Annotated in this window: 20 protein-coding genes; 7 read left to right on the plus strand and 13 right to left on the minus strand. The window is 67.3% G+C overall.

The genetic code is table 11. The annotated features are described in order from the left end of the window. Positions 1-75 precede the first annotated feature (75 nt). A complete protein-coding gene (locus QX041_RS29130; protein WP_316167432.1) occupies positions 76-1,521 on the minus strand; it encodes a short-chain fatty acyl-CoA regulator family protein in 1,446 nt (481 codons plus the stop codon). A 196-nt stretch (positions 1,522-1,717) separates the two neighbouring features. On the opposite strand from QX041_RS29130, the gene QX041_RS29135 reads away from it, so the two are divergent. Continuing rightward, a complete protein-coding gene (locus tag QX041_RS29135; protein ID WP_315717315.1) occupies positions 1,718-1,924 on the plus strand; it encodes a hypothetical protein in 207 nt (68 codons plus the stop codon). A gap of 233 nt (positions 1,925-2,157) precedes the next feature. After that, the gene (locus QX041_RS29140; RefSeq protein WP_315750384.1) at positions 2,158-2,706 is read left to right on the plus strand and encodes a hypothetical protein; all 549 of its coding nucleotides are present in this window, start codon (positions 2,158-2,160) and stop codon (positions 2,704-2,706) included. Positions 2,707-2,721: 15 nt separating this feature from the next. Here QX041_RS29140 and QX041_RS29145 read toward each other — a convergent pair whose 3' ends face one another. Further along, the gene (locus tag QX041_RS29145; RefSeq protein WP_316167433.1) at positions 2,722-3,606 is read right to left on the minus strand and encodes a metallophosphoesterase; all 885 of its coding nucleotides are present in this window, start codon (positions 3,604-3,606) and stop codon (positions 2,722-2,724) included. Between the two features lie 127 nt (positions 3,607-3,733). Between QX041_RS29145 and QX041_RS29150 the strand changes: the two genes are divergently transcribed. From QX041_RS29150 to QX041_RS29160, 3 genes are all read left to right on the plus strand, one after another. Beyond that, positions 3,734-4,255, plus strand: a complete 522-nt coding sequence (locus tag QX041_RS29150; RefSeq protein ID WP_315717312.1) for an NUDIX domain-containing protein — start codon at positions 3,734-3,736, stop codon at positions 4,253-4,255. 49 nt (positions 4,256-4,304) lie between these two features. Then, entirely contained in the window at positions 4,305-5,237 is a 933-nt protein-coding gene (locus QX041_RS29155; RefSeq protein WP_315717311.1) for a glycosyltransferase family 2 protein, read from the plus strand. A gap of 78 nt (positions 5,238-5,315) precedes the next feature. Continuing rightward, entirely contained in the window at positions 5,316-6,488 is a 1,173-nt protein-coding gene (locus QX041_RS29160; RefSeq protein WP_315717310.1) for a M20 aminoacylase family protein, read from the plus strand. 16 nt (positions 6,489-6,504) lie between these two features. Here QX041_RS29160 and QX041_RS29165 read toward each other — a convergent pair whose 3' ends face one another. The 4 genes from QX041_RS29165 to QX041_RS29180 all read right to left on the minus strand — a co-directional run bounded on the left by QX041_RS29165 (position 6,505) and on the right by QX041_RS29180 (position 11,294). After that, a complete protein-coding gene (locus QX041_RS29165; RefSeq protein WP_316167435.1) occupies positions 6,505-7,566 on the minus strand; it encodes an AraC family transcriptional regulator in 1,062 nt (353 codons plus the stop codon). A gap of 149 nt (positions 7,567-7,715) precedes the next feature. Beyond that, positions 7,716-9,122, minus strand: a complete 1,407-nt coding sequence (gene eat, locus QX041_RS29170) for an ethanolamine permease (protein WP_315826994.1) — start codon at positions 9,120-9,122, stop codon at positions 7,716-7,718. Then, complete coding sequence (gene eutC, locus QX041_RS29175; RefSeq protein WP_315826993.1) at positions 9,115-9,897, minus strand: ethanolamine ammonia-lyase subunit EutC; 783 nt, start codon at positions 9,895-9,897, stop codon at positions 9,115-9,117. The genes eat and eutC overlap by 8 nt, the downstream gene beginning before the upstream one ends. After that, entirely contained in the window at positions 9,894-11,294 is a 1,401-nt protein-coding gene (locus QX041_RS29180; RefSeq protein WP_315826992.1) for an ethanolamine ammonia-lyase subunit EutB, read from the minus strand. The genes eutC and QX041_RS29180 overlap by 4 nt, the downstream gene beginning before the upstream one ends. A 250-nt stretch (positions 11,295-11,544) precedes the next feature. Here QX041_RS29180 and QX041_RS29185 point away from each other — a divergent pair, with 250 nt between their 5' ends. Next, positions 11,545-12,057, plus strand: coding sequence for an N-acetyltransferase (locus QX041_RS29185; protein WP_315717304.1), 513 nt, complete (start codon positions 11,545-11,547; stop codon positions 12,055-12,057). 137 nt (positions 12,058-12,194) lie between these two features. Here the strand turns inward: QX041_RS29185 and QX041_RS29190 are convergent, their stop codons facing one another. The 7 genes from QX041_RS29190 to QX041_RS29220 all read right to left on the minus strand — a co-directional run bounded on the left by QX041_RS29190 (position 12,195) and on the right by QX041_RS29220 (position 22,221). Then, a complete protein-coding gene (locus QX041_RS29190) occupies positions 12,195-14,522 on the minus strand; it encodes a TonB-dependent receptor (protein ID WP_316167541.1) in 2,328 nt (775 codons plus the stop codon). Between the two features lie 157 nt (positions 14,523-14,679). Further along, entirely contained in the window at positions 14,680-15,051 is a 372-nt protein-coding gene (locus tag QX041_RS29195) for a DUF2946 family protein (protein WP_315750388.1), read from the minus strand. Positions 15,052-15,238: 187 nt separating this feature from the next. Next, positions 15,239-17,302, minus strand: a complete 2,064-nt coding sequence (locus QX041_RS29200) for a hypothetical protein (RefSeq protein WP_316167437.1) — start codon at positions 17,300-17,302, stop codon at positions 15,239-15,241. Further along, entirely contained in the window at positions 17,299-17,445 is a 147-nt protein-coding gene (locus QX041_RS29205) for a hypothetical protein (RefSeq protein WP_316167438.1), read from the minus strand. Before QX041_RS29205 ends, QX041_RS29200 begins: the two co-directional genes overlap by 4 nt. A 2-nt stretch (positions 17,446-17,447) precedes the next feature. After that, positions 17,448-20,270, minus strand: a complete 2,823-nt coding sequence (locus tag QX041_RS29210) for a DUF4159 domain-containing protein (RefSeq protein WP_315717300.1) — start codon at positions 20,268-20,270, stop codon at positions 17,448-17,450. After that, a complete protein-coding gene (locus QX041_RS29215; RefSeq protein ID WP_316167439.1) occupies positions 20,267-21,223 on the minus strand; it encodes a DUF58 domain-containing protein in 957 nt (318 codons plus the stop codon). Before QX041_RS29215 ends, QX041_RS29210 begins: the two co-directional genes overlap by 4 nt. Beyond that, positions 21,223-22,221 carry a MoxR family ATPase gene (locus QX041_RS29220; RefSeq protein ID WP_315717298.1) on the minus strand — a complete coding sequence of 333 codons (999 nt, stop codon included), beginning with the start codon at positions 22,219-22,221 and terminating at the stop codon, positions 21,223-21,225. The genes QX041_RS29215 and QX041_RS29220 overlap by 1 nt, the downstream gene beginning before the upstream one ends. A 264-nt stretch (positions 22,222-22,485) precedes the next feature. Between QX041_RS29220 and QX041_RS29225 the strand changes: the two genes are divergently transcribed. Further along, on the plus strand, positions 22,486-23,088 hold the full coding sequence (locus QX041_RS29225; protein WP_316167440.1) for a DUF1285 domain-containing protein: 603 nt from the start codon (positions 22,486-22,488) through the stop codon (positions 23,086-23,088). The last annotated feature ends 6 nt before the right edge of the window (positions 23,089-23,094 follow it).

Consider the following 23,094-nt stretch of genomic DNA (forward strand, 5'->3'; position numbering starts at 1 on the left):
GTGCGCATGCGGCGCTGCCGGCATCGGGCGCTGCTCTCTGCGCGCCCCGGAATGACGGAGGAGAGAGACGTGGTCTCAAAGCTCCCTTGCATTGCTGAACGCGAACGAGCTGACGCGCCGCGTCGTCTCATCCAGGATCAGCGTCCGCGTGATCGGCGGCTCGGCGCGCTGGGCGCAGTTTTCGCGTTCGCAGAGCCGGCAGTTGACGCCGATCGGAGTGCCCTCGGTTTTCTCCAGGTCCATGCCGGCGGCGTAGACGAGGCGCGACGCATGCCTGATCTCGCAGCCGAGGCCAATCGCGAAGCGTGGTTGCGGCAGCGGATGCGGCGCGACCGGGCGGCGGACCATCTGGGCGATCGAGAAATAGCGCGAACCGTCGGGCAGCTCGATGATCTGCTTAAGGAGGCGGTCGGGCGTGTCGAAGGTCGAATGCACGTTCCACAGCGGGCAGGTGCCGCCGAACTTGGAGAACGGGAAGGTGCCCGACGAGAAGCGCTTGGAGACGTTGCCGGCATTGTCGACGCGCAGCATGAAGAACGGGATGCCGCGGGCGTTCGGGCGCGACAGGGTCGTGAGGCGGTGGCAGACCTGTTCGAAGCCGGTGCTGAATCGCTGCGCCAGCACGTTGATGTCGTAGCTCAGCGCCTCCGCAGCAGTGAGGAACGGCGCGTAGGGCATCATCACGGCGGCGGCGAAGTAGCTCGCGAGCGTCATGCGGTAGAGCCGGCGCGCGGTGTCGTCGATGGCGCCGGCGCGGCCGATGATGAGCTCGAACTGCGGCAGGCATTCGGCCATGCCGAGCTGCACGGCGAGCTGGAAGGTGCGGCCGGGACCGTCGACCAGCTCGGAAATCAGCAGCTGGCGGCGATGGCGGTCGTAGCGGCGCAAGGTCTCGCGCATCACGTCGACCGGCATGACGCGGGTCTGCACCGAATGTTTTTCGCGCAGCCGCGCCGCGAGCGCCGCATAGAGCCCTTCGGCCGGCACGTCGAGCGCGTCACGCAGGCTTTCGGCCTGCTGCTCGAGCTCGGCGAAATAGTTGCGGTTGGCTTCGATCAGGTCGCGCACCCGCTCGATCGGGTTGGCCTCGAAACGGGCGCCCTCGTTGCGGTCGGCCATCTGCGCCGCCACCAGGGTCTCGCCACGGCGCGCCTCGGTGTAGGCCGCGTACAGCCGCTGCAGCGCGTGGGTGACGCCGGGGCAGAGCTCGGCGAGATCGCGCAGCTCCTGCTTGGGCAGCTCGATCTGGCGGAACAGCGGATCGGAGAAGATCTCGTTGAGCTCGGCGAAGAAGCGGTCCTCGTCGGCGCTGGCGAGGTCGCGCAGGTCGAGGTCGTAGGTTTCGGCCAGCCGCAGCAGGATCTGGGCAGAGACCGGACGCTGGTTGCGCTCGATCAGGTTGACATAGCTCGGCGAGATCCCGAGGCCCTCGGCGAGCTGGGTCTGCGACAGCCCCAATTGCTGGCGGATGCGCCGGAAGCGCGGGCCGACGAACAGCTTCTTTCCGGATTCGCCGGGCATCTCGATCCCCCTGGGGCCAGCCGGGCCCTTGGGTTGTGACAATTATTACAAAATGACATTTATGACAAGTGATGATGTTACATGACATCACCATTCGAAAACAATGGATCTGTACGAAACAGCCGGATTCGCGTTTATCTCCTGTCACGCAATTCGCAATGCACTGTCAAAGTTGTGACGGTTCAAGGAGAGTCTCATGAGCAGCAATTTCTGGGTGATCGGCGGCGAGTTCGGCTCGATGAATTTCCACAAGCTGGTGGAAGGCTCGGCCCAGGTGAAGGGTCCGTTCAAGTCGCGCAAGGAAGCCGAGGACTGCTGGCGCGAGGTGTCCGAGGAGAACCGCCACAAGGCTGGCGTCCGCTTCTCGATCGTCGAGGAGCCGCAGCGCGCTCCGGCGGCCTGACCGCCGATAAGGAATGCATTGCCGGGTATTTGAATAAGCTCGAGGAAGAGCCCAAGGACGGGGCGGTCTCAGCCGGGTCATTCCGGAGGGGGCCGCCCACGTCCGTTTCGTGGTTACGACGGCGTGCTTATAACCCATTGAAGATGAAAGGGGATTGCAGAATACTGGGTTACTGCTAGGTTAACACGGTGGGAACCTGGCGAAACCAGGGCCGAACCGTGAAAGCGTGAGCGATGTCCGAGGCCGCCGATAGCAGCACAGACTCCCGCCCCGTGCGCCTGCGCGAAGCGCTGCGCCAGGCCCGGATCGAGGCCGCAGACCGAACAGGCGTGGTGGTCGACCTGCGCGACGCCGAGGTGGCTCGGCTGGAGATCCTCAACGATGCGCTCGACCCGCTGTTCGCGGAGATCCCGAGTCAGCTCGATCTGTTCGATCGCGGCATCAGCCAGGGTGAGACGCCGCGGCTGTGGGTCGACGTCGTCGCCCATGTCGTGATGGGGCGTGACAAGCGGCAGTACCGCTTTGTGCAGGACACCCGCAACGGCCGCATCGTGCTCGCCGAGTCGCACGACATCGGCGCGATCGTGAAGGCCGTCACCGACTACGTCGCCCGCCGCATGGTCGAGCGCGAGCGCGCCTTCAGCGTCGCGCGGGCTCAGGCGAGGACGATCGCCGAGGCGCCGCGCCGGCGCGGTGGGATCTGGCCGTTCGTGCTCGGCTTCGTGCTCGGCGCGCTGTCGCTGTTCGGGGTCGCATTCTATGCGAGCCTGCAGCAGATCTGACGGCCTGGCCGCGCCTCAAAGCAGGCGGACCTCGCGGATCTCGCGCACGCGCAGCGCCTCGTTGACCGCGCGCACGGTCATGTCGCAGCGCCAGTGATTGCCGTCGCTGCTGATGGCAAACATGTTGTAGGCCGCGGCCGGATAGTGGCCATGCGCGATCGAGGAGGCCGAGGGCACGCCGACGACCGGGATCTTGCGCTCCGGGCCGTCGATCCAGAGCGTCGAATGCACGTGGTCGTGGCCGTGCAGGATCAACTCGACGCCGTGGCGGGCGAGCAGCGCGATCAGCTTCTTCGCGTCGGTCAGCCGCTTCATCCGGTGGGCCGAGCGCAGCGGATGATGCACCAGCAGCACGCGGAACAGCTGCTCGTGCGCCAGCGATTCGAGCATCTGCTCCAGCGCAGCGAGCTGTGCGCGGCCGAGCCGTCCCGTCGCCATGAACGGCGCCGAAGGCACGGCAGAGGACAGGCTGATCAGCGCGAGCGGCCCGCGCCGGCGCAGCGACGGAAACGTGGCCGGTCCCTCGGCATCGCCGCCGAAATAGTCGGCAAAGCTCTCGGCGAAGCGCGGCCGCGTCGAGCGCACATAGGCGTCGTGATTGCCGGGAATCGCGGTGACCCTGTCCGGCGGCCCCACGGTCCGGAGCCAGGCCTGGGCGATGGGAAATTCGGATTCCAGCGCGAAATTGACCAGATCGCCGGTGACGGCGATCTGGTCCGGCATCTGCGTGTGCAGGTCGGAGATCAGCAGATCGAGGATGTCGCGGCGATGGTATTTGTAGCGATTGCGCGTCCAGTTGAGATAGCCGAGCGCGCGCTTGCCGGCGAGCTCCGACAGGCGCGGCTTGTGCTGTGGCGCGAGATGCGGGTCGGACAGATGGGCGAGCGTGAAGGCAGCCATTATGCTCCTCGGTGCCGATGGCGGATGCAAGCGCGCCCAGATGTCATCTCGTGCTATCCCTCGTGGTGCCCGGCTCTCATGACAAGCCCTGCCAGCGAGCGCAAGAACAACCAGGACGACGACAGCGATGACGACATATCTGAGCCGGCTGCGGATCCGGCTCGAGCCCGCGCTCCGGCGCGGCTTCCACCTCTATTGGCGCTTCGCCCGCGGCATGACGCTCGGCGTCCGCGGCGTGGTGCTGGATGCCGAGAACCGCGTGTTCCTGGTCCGGCACGGCTATGTCTCGGGTTGGCACCTGCCGGGCGGCGGCGTCGAGGTCGGCGAGACGTTCATCGAGGCGCTGACGCGGGAGCTGTTCGAGGAGGGCCGGATCGCGCTCGAAGGCGAGCCGGAGCTGCACGGCATCTTCCTCAACGGCCATGTCTCGCCGCGCGACCACGTCGCCGTCTTCGTTATCAAAAGGTTCACGCAGGACCGGCCGCCGGAGCCGAACCTCGAGATCGTGGAGACCGGCTTCTTCGCCCGCGATGCGCTGCCGGAGGGAACCACGCTCGGCACGCTGTCCCGCCTGCGCGAGGTGCTAGACGGCGTTAAGATCATTCCCACTTGGCGGCCGGAACAGCACGTTGCCGCCGGATCATTATGAATTTCTGCACCGAATGAGGGCAGTCTCCCGTCCCGTGGGAGAGGGGTCGATGATATCACCTTCGATGCGGATCGCCGTGCTGGTGCCCTGCTACAATGAGGAGGCCGCGGTCGCCACCGTGGTCCGCGATTTCAAGCAGGCGCTGCCGACGGCCACCGTCTACGTCTACGACAACAATTCCAAGGACCGCACCATCGAGGTCGCGCGCGCGGCCGGCGCCGAGGTGCGCTCTGAGCGGCGGCAGGGCAAGGGTCACGTCGTCCGGCGCATGTTCGCCGATGTCGATGCTGACATCTACGTGCTGGTCGATGGTGACGCGACCTATGACGCGCCGAGCGCGCCCGGCATGGTTGCGCGTCTCGTGAGCGAGCGGCTCGACATGGTGGTGGGTCTGCGCGTCGACCAGGAGCAGGCCGCCTACCGCATGGGCCATCGCACCGGCAACTGGATGCTGACGAGCTTCCTCGCCGAGGTGTTCGGCCAGGCCTTCAAGGACATCCTGTCCGGCTACCGCGTATTCTCGCGCCGTTTCGTCAAATCCTTCCCCGTGCTCTCCGACGGCTTCGAGATCGAGACCGAGCTGACCGTGCATGCGCTGGAGCTGGCGCTGCCGGTCGCCGAGCTCGCGACGCCATACTACGCGCGGCCCGAAGGGTCCGTCTCCAAGCTCAACACCTGGCGCGACGGCTTCCGCATCCTCGGCACGATCCTGAAGCTCTATCGTTCGGAAAAGCCGCTGCGCTTCTTCAGCGCGATCGGCATCTTCCTCGCGCTGGTCTCGATCGGCTTCGCGATTCCCATCTTCGTCACCTATATCGAGACCGGACTGGTGCCGCGGCTGCCGACCGCCGTGTTGTCGATGGGCCTGATGATCATGGCGCTGCTGTCGGCCTCGTCGGGCCTGGTGCTCGACACCGTCACCCGCGGCCGCCGCGAGATGAAGCTTCTGGCCTACCTGTCACACGCCCCGATCGAGGGCTGATGCAGGCGGAAGCTTGTGTCCGTCCGCCGTTCCGGTCATGGTTCGGGCGTCAATGTCCTGAACGAGAACACCGCCTCCATGCCCATCCTCAACAGCATCGCCGCGCTCGCCGACGACATGGCCGCCTGGCGCCATGATTTCCATGAACATCCGGAGTTGATGTACGAGGTGCACCGCACCGCCGGCATCGTCGCCGAGCGCTTGCGCGAATTCGGTTGTGACGAGGTGGTGACGGGCATTGGGCGCACCGGCGTGGTCGGTGTCATCCGCGGCCGTCGGACCAGTTCAGGTCGCACCATCGGCCTGCGCGCCGACATGGACGCGCTGCCGATCGAGGAAGCCTCGGGCGTGCCCTATGCGTCGAAGACGCCGGGCCTGATGCATGCCTGCGGCCATGACGGCCATACCGCGATGCTGCTGGGTGCCGCCAAGCATCTCGCCGACACGCGCAATTTCGACGGCACCGCGATCGTGATCTTCCAGCCCGCCGAGGAGGGCGGCGCCGGCGGCAAGGCGATGGTCGACGATGGATTGATGACCCGCTGGGGCATCCAGGAGGTCTACGGTCTGCACAATGCGCCGGGCGTGCCCGAAGGCGTGTTCGCGCTGCGGCCGGGTCCGATGCTGGCATCATCGGACCAGCTCGAGATCACCGTCCGCGGCAAGGGCGGTCATGCCGGCGCCGGCGTTCACAAAGCGGTCGACAGCGTGCTGATCGCCGCGCACATCATCACGGCGCTGCAGTCGATCGTGTCGCGCAACGTCGATCCGATCAAGTCGGCGGTCATCTCGATCTGCGTCGTCGAGGCCGGCAAGGCGATGAACGTCATTCCGGAGACCGTCGAATTGAAGGGCACCGTGCGCACGCTCGATCCCGAGGTGCAGGACCTCGTGGAGCGCCGCATTGCCGAGGTCGCCGACGGCATCGCCCGCACCTATGGCGGTGAGGCGACGACGAAATACACGCGGCTCTACCCGATCACGATGAACCATGCGCGCGAGACCGGCGTCGCCGCTGACGTCGCTCGCGACGTTGTCGGCGCGGAGCGGGTGGTCGACAATGCGCCGCCGCTGATGGGGGCCGAGGATTTCGCCTTCATGCTGCAGGCCCGCCCCGGCGCCTTCGTCTTCCTCGGCATGGGCGACGGCAAGGACTGCCACCATCCGGCCTATCGCTTCAATGACAACATCCTCGGCCACGGCGCGTCCTATTGGGTGCGGCTGGTCGAGAAGACGATGCCGGCCGATTGATGCCAGCGGCGAGTCGCTAGCTGCGAACGATCGCCTGCAATGACCGTTGGCGCCACTGCCGGGGACTGCAGCCGATCCAGCGCGAGAACGCGCGGGAGAAGGCTGAGGCTTCGGAGTAGCCGAGCAGGAAGGCCACGTCCCCGAGCGGCAGATGCGCTTGGCGCAGATAGTGGCGGGCGAGGTCGAGCCGCGTCACCTCGACGAGGTCGGAGAAGGTGGCGCCGAACTCGGCAAGCCGGCGCTGCAACGTCCACGACGTGGTCGACAGCGCCTCGGCGACCTCCTCGAGATGAAGCGCGCCGGCCGACAACCGCCGCCGGATTTCGCCACGGACCAGATCGAGGAACGCGGGCGTGCCGCAGGAGCCGGCGACACCGGCGAGATCGGTCGTCAGCCGCTGCAGGCGAGACAGATTGGCCTGGGGCATGGCGCGGTCCAGGCCGCGGTCGCGAAACACCAGCGCATTGGTGCCTTGCGACCATCCGACGTCGGCATCGAAGGCTGCCTCATGATCGCGCCAGGCAGCCGGCCTGGCATGTTCGAACAGCACCATGTCGGGCGCCCAGCCCGATGGCAGGCAGGCGCGGAAGACGTTCGCGAACATGCCCATGGTCAATTCGGCGTCCTGCCGGCGATCGACGATCGAGCCGTCGAGAATGCGGTATTCCAGCCGGAGCAAACCGTCATGGCGCGTGAGACGGGTTTCGGTCGCCTGCTGATGCCAGGGAAACCACAGCGCAAGATGCTCGATCGCAGAGCCCAGCGTCGGCGCCGCGAGTGCGATCTCGCCGATCAGGCCGAGCATCTGCGGCTGGTAGCGCTGGCCGAACCACAGTCCGAAATTGTCGTTGCCGGTCTCCTGCGCGGCATCTTCCATCATCGCGACGTAGTCGGCGAGGTCGAGCGCGCGGCGGGTCTGGCCGAGGCATTCGGCATCGATGCCCACCCGTTCGAACACCGCCTCGGGGCGGCCTCCCGTCAGGGCGATGAAATCGGCGACACCGGTCGCAGCAGCGGCCAGAATGTTCCGGCTGCGGTCGCGCGGATGCTGGTGTTCGGCTGCGGGAGGCTGTGCCATGAAATCCTCGCCTTTGAGGACGTACGCCGTCGGTTGACACCTCGTAGTTATGCAAGTCACGTGCCTGCCGAAGCGGGCTATCGATAGAGCCCCCCGCGCAGGGACGCGGAGGGCTTGCCTTGATCTTGGATCTCGCGAGTCCTCGCGGATCAGTCGGCCATGGCGCGGGCCTCGGTCAAGGCGATGTCGAGCAGGTTGTCACTCGCCGCGTTGCCGCGCTTGCCGGCCGTCAGACGATAGAGCAGCAGACCGGCGGCGAACAGCACCACGAAGGCCGCGAACACCTGCAGGTTGAACCAAATCATCGTGAGCAGCGAGAGCGTCGCACACACCAGCGCCACGGCCGGAAGCACGGGATAGAGCGGCGCCTTGAACGGCCTGATGAGATCGGGCTCGGTGGCGCGCAGGCGGAACAGCGCGGCCATGCTCATGATGTACATCACGAGCGCGCCGAACACGCTCATGGTGACGATGTTCGCCGTCAGCGTCTGCCCGGCGAACTGGATGAGCTCGTCGGAGTAGATCGCGGCGATCCCGATCACGCCGCCGGCCAAGATCGCCCAATGCGGCGTGCGGCAGGTCGGGTGCAGCGCGGCGAGCTTGGCCGGCAGGAAGCCGGCGCGCGACAGCGCGAAGATCTGCCGCGAGTAGCCCATGATGATGCCGTGGAACGAGGCGATCAGTCCGAACAGGCCGATCCACACCAGCATGTGCAGCCAGCCGGAGTTTTCGCCGACCACGATCTTCATCGCCTGCGGCAGCGGATCGTTGATGTTGGCGAGCTTCGACCAGTCGCCGACGCCGCCGGCCATGATCATGGTGCCGAAGGCGAGCACGACGAGCGTCAGAATCCCGGCGATGTAGGCGAGCGGAATCGTCTTGGTCGGATTCTTGGTCTCCTCCGCGGCCATGGCCGCACCTTCGATCGCCAGGAAGAACCAGATTGCGAACGGGATCGCCGCGACGATGCCGCCGATGCTCGTCAGCGAGAACGAATTCTCACCGGCCCAGCCGTTGGCGGCGAAGTTGGCGAAGGAGAAACCGGGCGACACGACGCCCATGAACACCAGGAGTTCGGCAATCGCCAGGACCGTCACGAACAGCTCGAACGTCGCGGCGATCGATACGCCGGCGATGTTGAGGGCCATGAACACCAGATAGGCGCCGAGCGCGGCGGTCTTGGGCGACAGCGCCGGAAACTGGACGTTGAGATAGGCGCCGATGGCGAGCGCGATGGCAGGCGGAGCGAACACGAACTCGATCAGCGTCGCGAAGCCGGCGACGAAGCCGCCGAGCGGGCCGAAGGCACGGTAGGAATAGGCGAAAGGACCTCCGGCATGCGGGATCGCGGTGGTGAGCTCGGTGAAGGAGAAGATGAAGGTCGTATACATCACCGCGATGAAGATCGTGGTGACGAGGAAGCCGAGCGTGCCGGCCTTGTCCCAGCCATAGCTCCAGCCGAAATATTCGCCGGAGATCACCAGCCCGACCGCGATGCCCCACAGATGGAGTCCGGTCAGGCTCTTCGAAAGGGTCGGTTTGGCCTCGTCACTCATGTCCAGTCGCTCCTGTCTGCTTGTGATGGGTGATTTGGGATGACGATGTGGTCGTCTCGATCGCGGCATCCGGCGCCGCCTCCTTGAGGCCGATGCCGGTGACGCCGATCCGCAGCGCCTCGCGCACCAGCCAGGCCAGCTTGTCGGCGGCGCGCTCGGCCGAGAGCCCGTGGTCGTGAATGTTGGAAATGCAGTTGCGGGCGCTGTCGCGCAGGCCCGGCGCCGGGTGCAGCGTCAGATACACTCCAAGGGAGTCCGCGGCCGACAGACCCGGACGCTCGCCGATCAGGACCGCGACCAGCCGTGCGCGCATCGTGGCGCCGACATCGTCACCCAGCGCCACACGCGCCTGCGAAGCCAGCACGATCGGGCCGATGGACAGGCCCGTCAGACGCGCCTCGGTGGCGATCACGACAGCGGCGGCATGGTTTTCGACGGCATCCGCCGACAGCCCGTCGGCAATGATGAAGACGAGATCGTACGGACCGGATGTCAGCCTGGCGGCTTCCTCCGCGGCGAGGCGGCGCCCGAGGTCGGGCCGGCGCAGATAGCTGGCGCGGTCCGGTGCTGCACTCGCGACCTCGATCACCTCCCGCGGCGCGAGCGCGTCGGCGATGCCGTCGAAATTGACCTTGCCCCATACGGCATCGCGCGCGAGCGCATGCGCCATCTGGAATTCCAGCTTCGCGGCCGTCGGAAGCCCGTCGCCGGCGCGGCCGAGTGCGACGCGGGCGCGCGTCATCCCGCGCAGCAGGTCGAACGGATCTTCCCTCATGCCCGCGCTCCCTGGCCGATCAGCCGGACTACGGAAGGCGCGCTGCCCGGCAATGGCGGCACGCGGCCGCTTTGGTCGAGCAGGCCCATCCGCGCCAGCCAGGCCTCGAACTCCGGCGCCGGGCGGCGGCCGAGCAGATGCCGCAGCCGCATCACGTCGTGATGCGACAGGCTCTGATAGTTGAGCATGATGTCGTCGGCGCCCGGCACGGCGATCAGGAAGTTGACGTTGGCCGCCGCGAGCAGCAGCGCCAGATCGTCCGTATCGTCCTGATCGGCCTCGGCGTGGTTGGTGTAGCAGACATCGCAGCCCATGGGCACGCCGAGCAGCTTGGCGCAGAAATGATCCTCCAGCCCGGCGCGAATGATCTCCTTCGCGTCGTAGAGATATTCGGGACCGATGAAGCCGACGACGGTGTTGACCAGCAGCGGCGAGAAGACGCGCGCGACGGCATAGGCGCGGGCCTCGACGGTCTGCTGATCGAGGCCGTGATGGGCGTCGGCCGACAGCGCCGCGCCTTGGCCGGTCTCGAAATACATGACGTTGTTGCCGACCGTGCCGCGCTTCAGCGACAAGGCTGCGTCCTGCGCCTCGGCCAGCAGCTTCAGGGTCACACCGAAGCCGGCATTGGCAGCCTCGGTGCCGGCGATCGACTGGAAGACGAGGTCGAGCGGCGCGCCTTTCTCGATCGCCTGGATCGAGGTCGTGACGTGGCTCAGTACGCAGGACTGCGTCGGCACCTCGAATTTGAGCCTGAGATCATCGAGCATCGTGAGCAGGCGGATGCAGGCCTCGACATTGTCGGTCGCGGGATTGATGCCGATCACCGCATCGCCCATGCCGAACAGCAAGCCATCGAGCGTGCCTGCGGCGATCGCCTGGGGATCGTCGGTCGGATCATTCGGCTGCAGCCGCGACGACAGCCGCCCCTCCAGGCCGATGGTGGAGCGGAAGCGGGTCACGACCCGGCATTTGGCCGCGACGGCGACGAGATCGCCATTGCCGCAGAGCTTGGAGACCGCGGCCACCATCTCCGGCGTCAGGCCCGGCGCGAGGGCGGCCAGCCGGTTGGCATCCGCCTCCCAGGACATCAGCCATTCGCGCAATTCTCCGACGGTCAGCGACGCGACGGGCGCGAATGCGGCGGCATCGTGGCTGTCGAGGATGAGGCGCGTGACCTCGTCGCTCTCGTAGGGAATCAGCGGCTCGTCGAGGAAACGCCGCAGCGGCACGTCGGCGAGCGCCATCCGCGCCGCCACCCGCCGCGCGGCGCTGTCGGCTGCTATGCCAGCCAGCTCATCGCCAGAGCGGCGCGGCGAGGCGCAGGCCAGCAGCGTCTTGAGATCGTCGAACACATGAGTTTCGCCGCGATGGCGCGACCGGAACGCACCCGTCATCTTCGACCTGCCGCTCGTGCTGCGTCAGAGCGGTCCAAGCGGCCGCGATGGCGACCACAACGCTCATGAGCTGGGACAGGTTAAGCGAGGGCGGCTCCGGAAACTTGACATCTTAGCACAATCTTCGGTCACGCCGCGCGAATGCTCAGAAAACTGGCATCGGTGACCCTCGGGGGCGGGCGAATGCTGTCAACACGTGGACGGCCCGCCATGGACCGCGCCGCTCCAGAATGCTATCTCGCCACCCCACATGAGTGACCTGTCCATTACGATCTCCGCCGAAAAGCCGGGCGACGCGCAGGCGATCGAGCGGCTGCATGAGCGCACCTTCGGCCCCGGCCGCTTCGTGCTGAGCGCCTACCGCTTGCGCGAGCATGTCGATCATCTGCTCGCGCTGTCGTTCACCGCCCATATCGGCACTTTGCTGGTCGGCTCGGTGCGGCAACTGCCGATCTGCGTCGGCGACACCAAGGCGCTGATGCTCGGGCCGCTGACGGTCGAGCCGCCGTTCCGCAAGCACGGCATCGGCCGCATGCTGATGGAGCGCTCGGTCGTGGACGCGCGGGCGCAGGGCCACCGCTTGATACTGCTGGTGGGTGACGCGGCCTACTACGCGCGCGTCGGCTTCAAGCCGGTGCCGAAGGGCAGGGCGATCATGCCGGGACCGGTGGATTACAACCGGCTGCTGGTGAACGAACTGATCGAGGGCGCGTTCGAGGGCGTCGAGGGTGCGATCCGGCCCGATTGGGATTACGCGAAGTAATCTCGGTCTCTCCGTCATTGCGAGCGAAGCGAAGCAATCCAGAGTTCCGCCCACGTCTCTGGATTGCTTCGTCGCTTCGCTCCTCGCAATGACGAAGGAGGGGGCGCAGATTGGTCGCGTTCTGCGCCCTCCTCGAATCAGAATTTGAGGTTGGCAAAGATCCGCACGCCGATGCCGGGCAGCAGCACCTCGTCCTTGGTGTAGGACACCGAATTACGGATCTTCTCGTTGAGCAGATTGTTGCCGACGAGGCCGACCAGCATCTCGCGCGCGCCGAACATGTTCGCATCGAGTTTGGTCCGGTAGCTGACCTCCGCCTTGAGCAGGTTGTAGCCCGGCGTCGGAGTCTCCGCGATCGGCGCGATGTCGTTCTGCGCGAAGGCGTGCAGCAGGTTGATGCGGGTCAGCCAGTTGGCATCGCGCCAGAACAGGCCGCCGCCGACGCGCATCGGCGGAATCCGCGGCACGTTGGTGCCGTCCGCGAAGGTGGCGCGGACGACGTCGAACTGGTTCTCGATGCCCCAGATGCCGCTGCCGAGCGGAGCAACATCGAACTGGCTCTGGAACTCGAAGCCGCGGAACAGCGCGTTGCGCTGCGAGTAGACAGCCTGATTCAGCTCGGTGCCGGTGGTGCCGCAGGAGGCAAAATCGTCGCCGCACATCACGCCGGTCAGCCGGCGATAGATGAAGTTGCTGAACTGCGTGTAGTAGGCAGTGGCTTCGAAGCGGAACGGGCCGGTGGCCTTGCGCAGCCCGGCCTCGACGGTCTTGGCGGTTTCGATGGTCAGGTTCGGATTGCCGATGTCGAAGGTTGCGGTCGCATCATGGCCGCCGCGCGAGAAGAGCTCGGCTGGCTTCGGCGCGCGCTCGACATATTGCGCGGTCACGCTCGCCACCAGATCGCCCGGCAGGTTCTGCAACAGGCCGACGCTCGCGCTCTTCGGCGTGTATGACGGATTTCGGGCGATGTTGGCCTGCGGCGTGCCGTCCGGCAGATAGTCGACCGGGAAGTTCGGCGTGGAGCCGTTCAGCGCGATGTGCTCGATCCGGCCGGCGACCTGCGCCTTGGTCGAGGGCGAGAAGGCGAACTCGTTGAAGACATAGCCGGCGACGCGGTTGTTGGTGTTGGGGCCGAACAGGCCGTTGAACACCGAGCCGGAATTGTCGGGGCTCGGCGCATTCAGCTCCTGGTGCCCGGCCTGCACGCCATAGGCGGTCGTCAGGGTGGCGAAGCGCAGATTGACGGGCATCATCTGCATCTCGACGCGCGCTTCCTGCTCGCGATTGGTGAAGGTCTGGCGCACGCCATCGGTGGTCGGGTCGGTGACGGCTGCAAGGCCGAGCTCATTGTGCCGATAGTCTGTTGCGCCGGCCCAGAACCGGATCGCGTCGATTGCCGCGGAGTCCGGGCGATACTCGCCCTTCGCGGTGATCTTGGTCTGGTGCGCATCGATCCGGGTCCGGCTGTCGGCGCCGCCAATGCCGGGGATGTGGTAGAGCGCATCGGTCTGCGTGATCGCGGCGCCGACGAAGCCGCCTGAGAAGAAGTAGCTGCCGCCGATCGAGGCGCCATCGTTCTGCGCGGCGGAGTTCGGTTGCCGGCCGTTCACCGGGCGGGTCTGGTCGAACAGATAGGGATAGCCGGGAATGGAGTAGTCGCCGGTCTTGCGGCCGTAGGCATCGGCATGAAGCGCGAAATTGCCGCCGCCGGCATCGAGCAGCACGCCGCCCTCGACGCCGCGGTCGACCGAGCTGAACGAGGTGCGCGTTTCCGCGGTAACGCAGGGCGCGCTGCCCGCGGCCGGCGCGCTCGCCGGCAGGCCATAGGTCTGGAACGGCGCGGTCGAACAGGTCGGCAGGGCCTGCGGAATGCGGTTGTTGGTGGCGCTGACGACGCCGCCGATCGAGGTCGAGCCGTAGCGTAGCGCCGCGGGGCCGCGGACCACCTCGATCTGGTCGCTGGTGAGCGGATCGATCGGCACGAAATGGTCCTCGCCGAGATCCGAGGCGCCGCCGCCGCCGAGCCCGTTCTCGACGATGCCGACGCGGTTGACGTCGAGGCCGCGAATGATCGGCCGGCTCGATGCGCCCGGCGCGAAGCTCGATCCGGTGATGCCGGGTTTCGAATTGAGAAGGTCGCCGAGCGTGGCGGCGCCGGAGCGGCGCAGTTCCTCGTTCGGCACCACGGTGACGGTCGCGAACTGGTCGGTGACGACAGGCAGCACGCCCTGTTGCGGCGGGGGCGGCGCGGTCTGTGCCTCGCGCGCGGGCGCCGGCGTGCGTGGGCCGCTCCGGGCCACGCGCGGGGCGGGATTGGGCCGCGGCACCACCGGCTTGCGGGCACGGATCGGGCTCGGTGCGGTCACTGTGACCTCGGGCAGTTCGGCCGCCGGCTTCGCAGGATCGTCAGCGCGCGCGGGCGCACCCAAAGCGCACAACATGGCTGCGGCGCTGCAGCCCGACATCAAGGCTCTCGACAACATCTTTCACTTCCTGATCCTGATCAGGCGTCCCACGTCTTTCGTTGCCGGCGGGATGCGCCTGCCGTCGTCGTGCGACGGACCATTCCTTCACGCGGCCGCCGTGCGCTCGCGCGCAGGGCAGCGTTTCGAGCAGCTCAGATCAGGCGGTGGGAGGAGCGCGCGGCTGGAAGGCGGTGTCGACGACGACAGCCGCGACAGTGGCGGTGATCGCATCGGGCAGACGGAATGCGACCGCTTCAGGAGGCGTCAGAACTGGCGCCGGTGACAGCAGGATCGACTGCGCCATCGCCATGACGGCGCAGATGGCACAGCCATCCGGCGACGGCTGTTGATCGGGATCTTGGTCAGCGGGAGAGGGACCAGTGTGCCGCTCGGCGATGGAGATGCCGCCGCCGTCCCGGGCTTGTCCGGCGAGCCAATGCACATGGCCGAAGGCGAGCGCGAATTGCAGCACCAGCGCCAGCAGCGCGAGCCGCGAGACATCCTTGATGTTCGCGCGAAACCAGCTCATCGCCAGCTCTGGCTCATATGAATAGGCCACCCCGTTCGGCTGAGAGGCTCAGCCTTTGTTACAATATAACATCGCAAGGGAGCTTCACAGCTGTCAATCAGTGCACTGCAACGGTGGTCGGAATCCCCGTCGCTGTGCCCTTCGCGCCACGTGGCGCGCCGCGGTGGTGCGTGCTTGTGTCTTCGTGTCAGCGTCCCTCGCGCACCCAGGTCGCGGCGAGCGCGCCGAGCAGCAGCAAGAGGCCGATCACGCCGGCGAACATCGGCAGCACGCCGACGCCCTTGACCACGCTGGCATCGCGCATGCGCACGCCCATCCAGCCGTCGCCGCTGAACAAGGTCGATGACCTCACCGGGACGATGCGCGGCATGTCGATGCCCGAGCCGTCGCCGATGCGGCGGGCATCGCCGCCCGTCGCCTGTGCCAGCGGCTTCAGGGTTTCGGTGGTCGAGGTGACCTCCGAGAATTCCTTGGGATTGGTCGGGCCGACATTGATCAGCGCCTTCAAGGTGCCGTCGGTCGCCTGCCACAGGCCGAGCTCGTTGGCGGGAAGGGTCGCGCGCCATTCGCCGGGATCGCCCTGGCGCAGAGTGAGCTCACGCGTCTGGCCGGACGGCGAGGTCACGGTCACCGGCGGGACGCTGTCGCCCATCGTCTGCCGGATGACGGCGAGATCCTTGCCTTGAATCTGCAGCCGCAGCGCTTCCTCGTCGAGATCCGGCTGCTGCATCAGCCAGTGCGACATGCGCCGGAGCAGGTCGAGATGCGGTCCGCCGCCCTCGTAGCCGCGTGCCCACAGCCAGATGTGGTCGGACAGCAGCAGCGCGACGCGGCCGGCGCCGAAGCGCGACAGCAGCAGCAGCGGCTTGCCGTCGGCGCCGGTCATGACCGGCGGACTGACCGCATTGCGCGTCTCCACGGTGCGGAAGAAGCGGCTCCAGCGCGGCGGCTCGGAGCCCGAGCCTTCGAGGCCGCGCGTCACCGGATGGCGTTTGCCGGCGTCGGACAGATGCGCATAGAACGGCTTCTCGGTGACGCCGACCGGCTCGGCGGGCAGCACCGAGTCGAGCGGTGTGCGCCAGATGCTGGTGTTGGAGGCGTAGTCCGGGCCGGCCGAGACCAGCACCGCGCCGCCATTCCTGACATAGCGCGCGATGTTGTCGAAATAGGCGATCGGCAACACGCCCTGGCGGGCATAGCGGTCGAAGATGATCAGCTGGAATTCGTTGATCTTCTGCTGGAACAGCTCACGGGTCGGAAACGCGATCAGCGACAGCTCGTTGATCGGGGTGCCGTCCTGCTTCTCCGGCGGCCGCAGGATCGTGAAGTGGACGAGATCGATGCTGGCGTCCGACTTCAACAGGTTGCGCCAGGTCCGCTCGCCCGAATGCGGCTCGCCCGACACCAAGAGCACGCGCAGCTTGTCGCGGACGCCATCGATCGAGACCACCGCGCGGTTGTTGACGAGGGTCAGCTCGTTGTCGAGCGGCGAGGCTTCGATCTCGACGATGTTCTGGCCTTCGTGCTTGACGTCGACGTCGACATTGGCGGCCTGGCCGCTGGTCAAGGTGCGCTCGCTGATGACCTCGCCGTCGCGGCGGATCACGACCTTCGCGCTGGCGCCGCTGACGCCCTGGTCGTCGAGCCGGAAGCTGATGGTCTGCGGCTGGCCGACGATGCCGAAGCGCGGCGCGGCGGTGATCGCGATGCGGCGGTCGCGCTCGGCCTTCTGGCCTGTGATCAGGGCCTGCAGCGGAGCCTGGAAGCCGAGTGCGGCCACGTTGCCGGGAATGTCGTGAACGCGGCCGTCGGTGATCATGAAGGCGCCCGCGACCCGATCGACGGGGACGTCCGACAGCGCCGAGGTCAGCGCGCTGAACAGATGCGTGCCGTCGGTCTCGCCGTCGGCCTGGCCGGCATCGACGACGCGGACCTCGAGTCCCTTGATCTTCTTCAAGCTGTCGACCAGCGACTCCTGGGCCGCCTGGGTCTGCTTGTTGCGGTCGCCGAAATTCTGGCTCGGGCTCTTGTCGACCACGACGGCGGCGACCGAGCTCAGCGGCTCGCGGTCCTCGCGCGTGAACTGCGGATTGGCCAGCGCGAGTGCGATCAAGGCCAGCGCGGTGACGCGGATCCAGGCCGAGCGCGAGCGGCCGAGCAACAGGAGCGCGGCGATGACGACGATTGCGCCGATCGCAAGCCACAACACGATCGGCGGAACCAGAGGTGTGAACGCGATGCCGTAGTTCATGAGGCAAACTCGCAGTTGTCGTCATGCCCGGGCTCGTGCCGGGCATCCACGTCGCGCAGCGTGCGTCGCTGCTCGTGGATCGCCGGGGCAAGCCCGGCCATGACAACCATTGTTGTTGCGATATCGAGAGCGACGACGCGCATTGTCACTGCCCGAGCCGTTCGATCAGCGCCGGCGCGTGCACCTGGTCGGCCTTGTAGTTGCCGGTCAGCGTGTACATCACGATGTTGACGCCGGCGCGGAAGGCGAATTCGCGCTGCCGTGGCTCGCCCGGAACCATCGGCAGCATGGCCTGGCCGTCGGGGCGGATGGCCCAGGCGCCGGCGAGATCGTTGGAGGTGATGATGATCGGTGAGACACCGTCGCCGCCGCGCGCCGGACGGGAGGCGCTGTCCTCGTCCTCATCTTTCGGCAGCGCCTCGACCCAGGTCTGGCCCGCGGTGAAGCGGCCGGGGAAGTCGCGCAGCAGGTAGAACGTCTTGGTCAGCACGTGCTCGCGCGGCACCGGCTCGAGCTCGGGCACATCGAGCGACGACAGGATCTCGCGCAGCGACTGCATGCCCGGGGTCTGCTGCGCGCCGTTCTCGCCCGGAGGAGCCTCGACGGCGTCGCGGGTATCGAAGATCACCGTGCCGCCCTGCTTCATGTAGGCGTCGATCTTGTTGATCGCGTCCTGCGGCGGCTTCGGCACGCCCGGCACGATCGGCCAATAGATCAGCGGGAAGAAGGCAAGCTCGTCATGCGCGGGATCGACGCCGACGGGATCGCCGGCTTCAAGCGCGGTCCGCTGCGCCAGGAACAAGGTCAGCCCGGTCAGCCCGGCCTTGACGATGGAATCGACGTCGGCATTGCCGGTCACGACATAGGCAAGCCGCGTCTGTGACACTGCGCGCATCGCGAAATCATCGCTGGCGGCGTCGGCGCGTGCGGGCGTCGGCATCGCGACCGCGAGCAGGGCGCCGGTTGCCAGTACCGCAAGCGCGATGGCCGCGGGCGCCGCGCGCCGTCGTCTTGCCAACGCGGCCAGCACGCCGCCGAGCAGGGCGACGATGACGGCGTCGATCAGGAACAGCAGCAGTGCGGTCGATAGCAGGATGCCCCGGAGATCGCGCGGCTCGGCGGTGGTGTAGCTGGCGCGGTTGGCGCGCAGCGCTGCCGTGTCGAGCTGCAGAATGCGATCGGCGGGGCTGAGCGTGTTCACTGCGGTGGGTCCCTCGGCTGGGCCATAGAATCCGGGCGGATGATCCAGCGAAGCCCGGTCGTTGAAATCGGCCGGTAGCGGCTTGGCGGTCGAAGGCGGCGGTCCGAAGGCGCCGAAGCCGTCGAGGATGTGCAGCGGCGCCAGCGTGGCCTTGGCGGTCTCACCCGCGGGACCTGGGCCCGGCGTCGAGGTGTAGCCGGACATGTCGACGATGCGGCGGAGCATCTCGACCATGGCGCCGGACATCGGCAGATCGGACCAGCGCATGTCGGCGCTGACGTGGAACAGCGCGATCAGGCCTTTGCCGCGATGCTCACCGGTGACGAGCGGCGTGCCGTCCTCGAGAGACGCCCAGCTCTTGGTCGCCAGCACGGCGTCGGGCTCGGCGAGAACCTGGCGGTTGACGGTGACGTCCTTCGGGACAGTGATGCCGGCGAACGGGCCGTCGGCGGCGAACGCGGCCAGGTGCTGCGGCTTCTCCCATGTCAGGCTGCCGCCCAGGGTGCGGCCGCCGCGGCGCAGCTTCACCGGCACGAGGTCGTCGTCGCCCTGCGCCAGGCGCGGGCCGGCGAAGCGCACCAGCACGCCGCCATTCTCGATCCAGCCGTTGAGACGGTCGCGCAGCTCCGGCGACAGCGTGCCGACGTCGGCCATCACGATCATCGGCACCTTCTGGTCGAGGAACTGCGTGATGACCTGCTGCGGGGCGCCGCGATCGCCGAGCCTGAGATCGGCGAACGGCGACAGCGCGCGGGTGAGATAGAAGGTCGGTGCGAGCAGCGGCTGCGCGGTGTCGCTGGTGGCGCCGGAGACGATGCCGACGGCGCGGCGGCGCCAGCGCTTGTCGAGCAACTGCACGGCGCCGGCCGAGCGCTCGCCCGCAATCTCGAGCCGGGTGATGTCGTTGCGCAGCTCGACCGGCAGGTCGAAGCTCGCCTCGGCGTCGTGCGCGCCGGCGGCAAAGCTGAACTGTGCCTCGCCGAGCGGCGAGCCCTTGGCATCGAGCGCGCGCACGATGCCGCCCGGAACGGAGAGATCCGCCCGCAGCACCTTCACCGTCATCTTGGCGGCCGCGTTCTCGGCGCCGGCGAGCGCCAGCGGCGAGGGCGTGCCGCCTTCGAACACGGTCAGGCTGCGGTCGCCGATCGTCTTGGCGAGACCCCCCACGAACTCGCTGCCGCGGCCGGGATCGACGCCGTCGGAGAACCACATGATCTCGGCATCGCCGGTCGCTTTCAGGAAGCGATCGAGCTGCGGCAGCGCGTCGGCGCGCTCGGTCGTGTAGGCCTTGGGCGCGATCTGGCGCAGCGCGACGCGCGCAGCACCGGCCGGCATCAAGGTGAGGTCACGCGCGGGCTCCGACAGCGGCAGCAGCGCGACGCCGCGGCGGTCGGCATCGGCGTTGGCGATGATCTCGTCGGCGGCCCTGATGCGCGTGTCCCAGCTTGCGGCCGCGCTCCAGCTGTCGTCGAGCAGCAGCACCAGCGGCGCCTTGCTGCCGACGGCTTCGGTGCGCGGATTCCAGATCGGGCCGGCTGCGGCGAAGATCACCAGCGCCGCCGCCACCAGCCGCAGCAGGGTGAGCCACCACGGCGAGCGCGACGGCGTCTCTTCCTTGGGCGTGATGTCGAACAACAGCCGGGTCGGCGGAAACTCGATGCGGCGCGGCCGCGGCGGCATCACCCGCAGCAGCCACCACAGCACCGGCAGGCTGACGAGACCGGTCAGCAGCAGCGGTTCGGCGAACGACAGCGGCAGGCCCATCATGCGCCGAGCCCTCCGGGGCCAGCGCCCACTTTGACGCCGCCGCGCGCGCTACCTTTGGCCGTGGTCATGCCGGCATGCAGGAACAGCAGCAGCTCGGCGGCCGAGCGGCTGGTGGTGTGGGTTGTGAACAGCCAATCGAGCCTGCCGGTCTCGGCGCGGATCTGGTCGCGATGCAGCGCCACGCGAGCGACGTAGTCCTGCGCCCAGCTCTCGGCGCGGCCGGCCGTGATCACCTCGCCGCCTTCCGGCTCGACGAACTCGACGCGGCCCGAATAGGGGAAGGTCTCCTCGGCCGGATCCACCACCTGCACCATCGTGCCGTGTGCACCGGACGCGGACAGGCCCGCCAGCATGGTGCTGATCTCGGAGATCGGCGACCAGAAATCCGACAGCACGACGATCTCGGCGAGCGCCGAGGGGACGAAGGACGGCGGCAGGCTCGGCCTGATCGTCTCATCATGCAGCATCGCCTGCGCAATGCGGTCGATCACGTTGCGGCTCCCGGTCGGATTGATCAGGCCGGGAATGCCGACGCGTTCGCCGCCGGCCACCAGCAGCTCGGCCAGGGCGAAGGTCACGATCAGCGCGCGCTCGAGCTTGCTGTCGCGCGCGCCCTTCGACGCGAAGGCCATCGACGGCGAGCGGTCCGGCCAGATCCACACCGTGTGCGCGGCCTCCCATTCCTGCTCGCGGACATAGAGATGGTCATCGCGCGCGGAGCGGCGCCAGTCGACGCGCTGCGACGGCTCACCGGAGACGAAGCGTCGGTACTGCCAGAAGCTTTCGCCGGAGCCGGCGCGGCGCCTTCCATGCAGGCCATGAATGACGTTGGCGGCAATCTGCCGGGCTTCCAGCACCAGCCGCGGCAGCGACGATGCCAGCGTCCGGCTTTCGCCATCGGCACGCCGTATCGCGAGAATCTCCTTGTCGGCGTGCCCTGTCGCTGCGGCCATCAGCCAATCCGGCTCTTCAATTGCCGGATCACGTCCGGAATGGTGCGTCCCTCGGCGCGCGCCGGGAAGGTCAGCGCCATGCGGTGCTTGAGCACGGGCTCGGCGAGATCGAGCACGTCGTCGATCGAGGGCGCGAGCCGGCCGTCGAGCAGCGCGCGGGCGCGCACCGCGAGCATCAGCGACTGGCTGGCGCGGGGACCGGGGCCCCAGGCGATCAGCTTGCCGGCCTCTCCGGCCTCGGGACCGGGACGCGCCGAGCGCACCAGCGACAGGATCGCCTCGACCACGGAATCGCCGACCGGCAGCCGCCGCACCAGGCGCTGGGCCGCGATCAACGCATCGGCCGTCATCGCGCCCTTGGCGGCACTCTCCTCGGCGCCGGTGGTCTCGAACAGGATGCGGCGCTCGGCATCGCGATCCGGATAGTCGACGTCGATCTCCATCAGGAAGCGGTCGAGCTGAGCCTCGGGAAGCGGATAGGTTCCTTCCTGCTCCAGCGGATTCTGGGTCGCGAGCACATGGAAGGGCTTCGGCAGGTCATGGCGGGCGCCTGCAACCGTGATGTGCTGCTCCTGCATGGCTTGCAGCAGCGCCGACTGCGTGCGCGGGCTGGCGCGGTTGATCTCGTCGGCCATCAGGAGTTGCGCAAACACCGGGCCGGCGATGAAGCGGAACGAGCGCTTGCCGCCGGCGCTTTCGTCCAGCACCTCAGCGCCCAGAATGTCCGACGGCATCAGGTCCGGCGTGAACTGGATGCGCTTCGCATCGAGGCCGAGCGTCACGCCCAAGGTCTCGACCAGCTTGGTCTTGGCGAGGCCGGGGACGCCGATCAGCAGCGCGTGGCCGCCGGACAGGATGGTCACCAGCGTGTTTTCCACCACGCGGTCCTGGCCGAAGATGACGCCGGAGATCGCATCCTTTGCCGCTCGGATCTGGCCGGAGACCTGTTCGGCCGACCGGACGATCGCATCCTCGAGCTTCTCGGCACTCTCAGCCATTTCCGTCGCTCCTTCTGCCCCGCATCTTGAACTTTCGGACGGACGTTCCGCTCCAGTTTGCCGGGAAGCGGATGCCAACCTATGCGAAGGCGCTGTATTCGTTGAGTTAAACTATCCCCATATTATCGGCATTACGGGGTATTGACGGCATCACGTTATGGCGACCTTACATGACCTGCAGGGCCGCCAGGAACTTTTGCACAGACGACGGCGATGGAATCTTGCACCAATCGTGCCAAGGTGGACGCAAACTCAAGGCAAACCATGGCGAAGCAAGGGCAGACCACCGACAACGGACTCGATCGGCTGACGTCGGCGGCAACGCAGGCTGGCACATCCGCAAAGGGACTGCCGCCGGTGCATTTGTGGAATCCGCCATTCTGCGGCGATCTCGACATGCGAATCGCCGGTGATGGTAGCTGGTACTACATGGGCACGCCAATCGGGCGGCCTGCGCTGGTGCGGCTGTTCTCGACGATCCTCAAGCGCGAGAGTGACCGCTATTTTCTGGTCACGCCGGTGGAGAAGGTCGGCATCCGCGTCGATGATGCCCCCTTCACGGCCGTAGAAATGCGGACGGAGAGCGATGCGCGCGGGCCGCTGCTGCATTTCCGCACCAATGTCGACGACTGGGTCGCGTGCGATGCCGAGCACCGGCTGCGCTTCGAGCCCGGCGAGAGCGGCGGCCTGACGCCCTATCTGCATGTGCGAGCCGATCTCTGGGCCAAGGTGACGCGAGCGCTGTACTACGAGCTTGTTGACATGGGTGAGGAGCGGATGATCGATGGTCGTGTGATGTTCGGCGTGGGGTCGGGCGGCGCGTTCTTCCCCATGGCCGACGCAGAAGAGGTGAGGGCGGCGCTTTGAACCAGC

The organism is Bradyrhizobium sp. SZCCHNRI2009, from assembly GCF_032485115.1.
Taxonomy (GTDB): Bacteria; Pseudomonadota; Alphaproteobacteria; order Rhizobiales; family Xanthobacteraceae; genus Bradyrhizobium.

Excerpts from the sequence above, each read along its gene's own strand:
- QX041_RS29130 (WP_316167432.1), bottom strand. The coding sequence starts at position 1,521 with ATGCCCGGCGAATCCGGAAAGAAGCTGTTCGTCGGCCCGCGCTTCCGG.
- QX041_RS29135 (WP_315717315.1), top strand. The coding sequence starts at position 1,718 with ATGAGCAGCAATTTCTGGGTGATCGGCGGCGAGTTCGGCTCGATGAAT.
- QX041_RS29140 (WP_315750384.1), top strand. The coding sequence starts at position 2,158 with ATGTCCGAGGCCGCCGATAGCAGCACAGACTCCCGCCCCGTGCGCCTG.
- QX041_RS29145 (WP_316167433.1), bottom strand. The coding sequence starts at position 3,606 with ATGGCTGCCTTCACGCTCGCCCATCTGTCCGACCCGCATCTCGCGCCA.
- QX041_RS29150 (WP_315717312.1), top strand. The coding sequence starts at position 3,734 with ATGACGACATATCTGAGCCGGCTGCGGATCCGGCTCGAGCCCGCGCTC.
- QX041_RS29155 (WP_315717311.1), top strand. The coding sequence starts at position 4,305 with ATGATATCACCTTCGATGCGGATCGCCGTGCTGGTGCCCTGCTACAAT.
- QX041_RS29160 (WP_315717310.1), top strand. The coding sequence starts at position 5,316 with ATGCCCATCCTCAACAGCATCGCCGCGCTCGCCGACGACATGGCCGCC.
- QX041_RS29165 (WP_316167435.1), bottom strand. The coding sequence starts at position 7,566 with ATGGCACAGCCTCCCGCAGCCGAACACCAGCATCCGCGCGACCGCAGC.
- eat (WP_315826994.1), bottom strand. The coding sequence starts at position 9,122 with ATGAGTGACGAGGCCAAACCGACCCTTTCGAAGAGCCTGACCGGACTC.
- eutC (WP_315826993.1), bottom strand. The coding sequence starts at position 9,897 with ATGAGGGAAGATCCGTTCGACCTGCTGCGCGGGATGACGCGCGCCCGC.
- QX041_RS29180 (WP_315826992.1), bottom strand. The coding sequence starts at position 11,294 with ATGACGGGTGCGTTCCGGTCGCGCCATCGCGGCGAAACTCATGTGTTC.
- QX041_RS29185 (WP_315717304.1), top strand. The coding sequence starts at position 11,545 with ATGAGTGACCTGTCCATTACGATCTCCGCCGAAAAGCCGGGCGACGCG.
- QX041_RS29190 (WP_316167541.1), bottom strand. The coding sequence starts at position 14,522 with ATGTCGGGCTGCAGCGCCGCAGCCATGTTGTGCGCTTTGGGTGCGCCC.
- QX041_RS29195 (WP_315750388.1), bottom strand. The coding sequence starts at position 15,051 with ATGAGCTGGTTTCGCGCGAACATCAAGGATGTCTCGCGGCTCGCGCTG.
- QX041_RS29200 (WP_316167437.1), bottom strand. The coding sequence starts at position 17,302 with ATGAACTACGGCATCGCGTTCACACCTCTGGTTCCGCCGATCGTGTTG.
- QX041_RS29205 (WP_316167438.1), bottom strand. The coding sequence starts at position 17,445 with ATGCGCGTCGTCGCTCTCGATATCGCAACAACAATGGTTGTCATGGCC.
- QX041_RS29210 (WP_315717300.1), bottom strand. The coding sequence starts at position 20,270 with ATGATGGGCCTGCCGCTGTCGTTCGCCGAACCGCTGCTGCTGACCGGT.
- QX041_RS29215 (WP_316167439.1), bottom strand. The coding sequence starts at position 21,223 with ATGGCCGCAGCGACAGGGCACGCCGACAAGGAGATTCTCGCGATACGG.
- QX041_RS29220 (WP_315717298.1), bottom strand. The coding sequence starts at position 22,221 with ATGGCTGAGAGTGCCGAGAAGCTCGAGGATGCGATCGTCCGGTCGGCC.
- QX041_RS29225 (WP_316167440.1), top strand. The coding sequence starts at position 22,486 with ATGGCGAAGCAAGGGCAGACCACCGACAACGGACTCGATCGGCTGACG.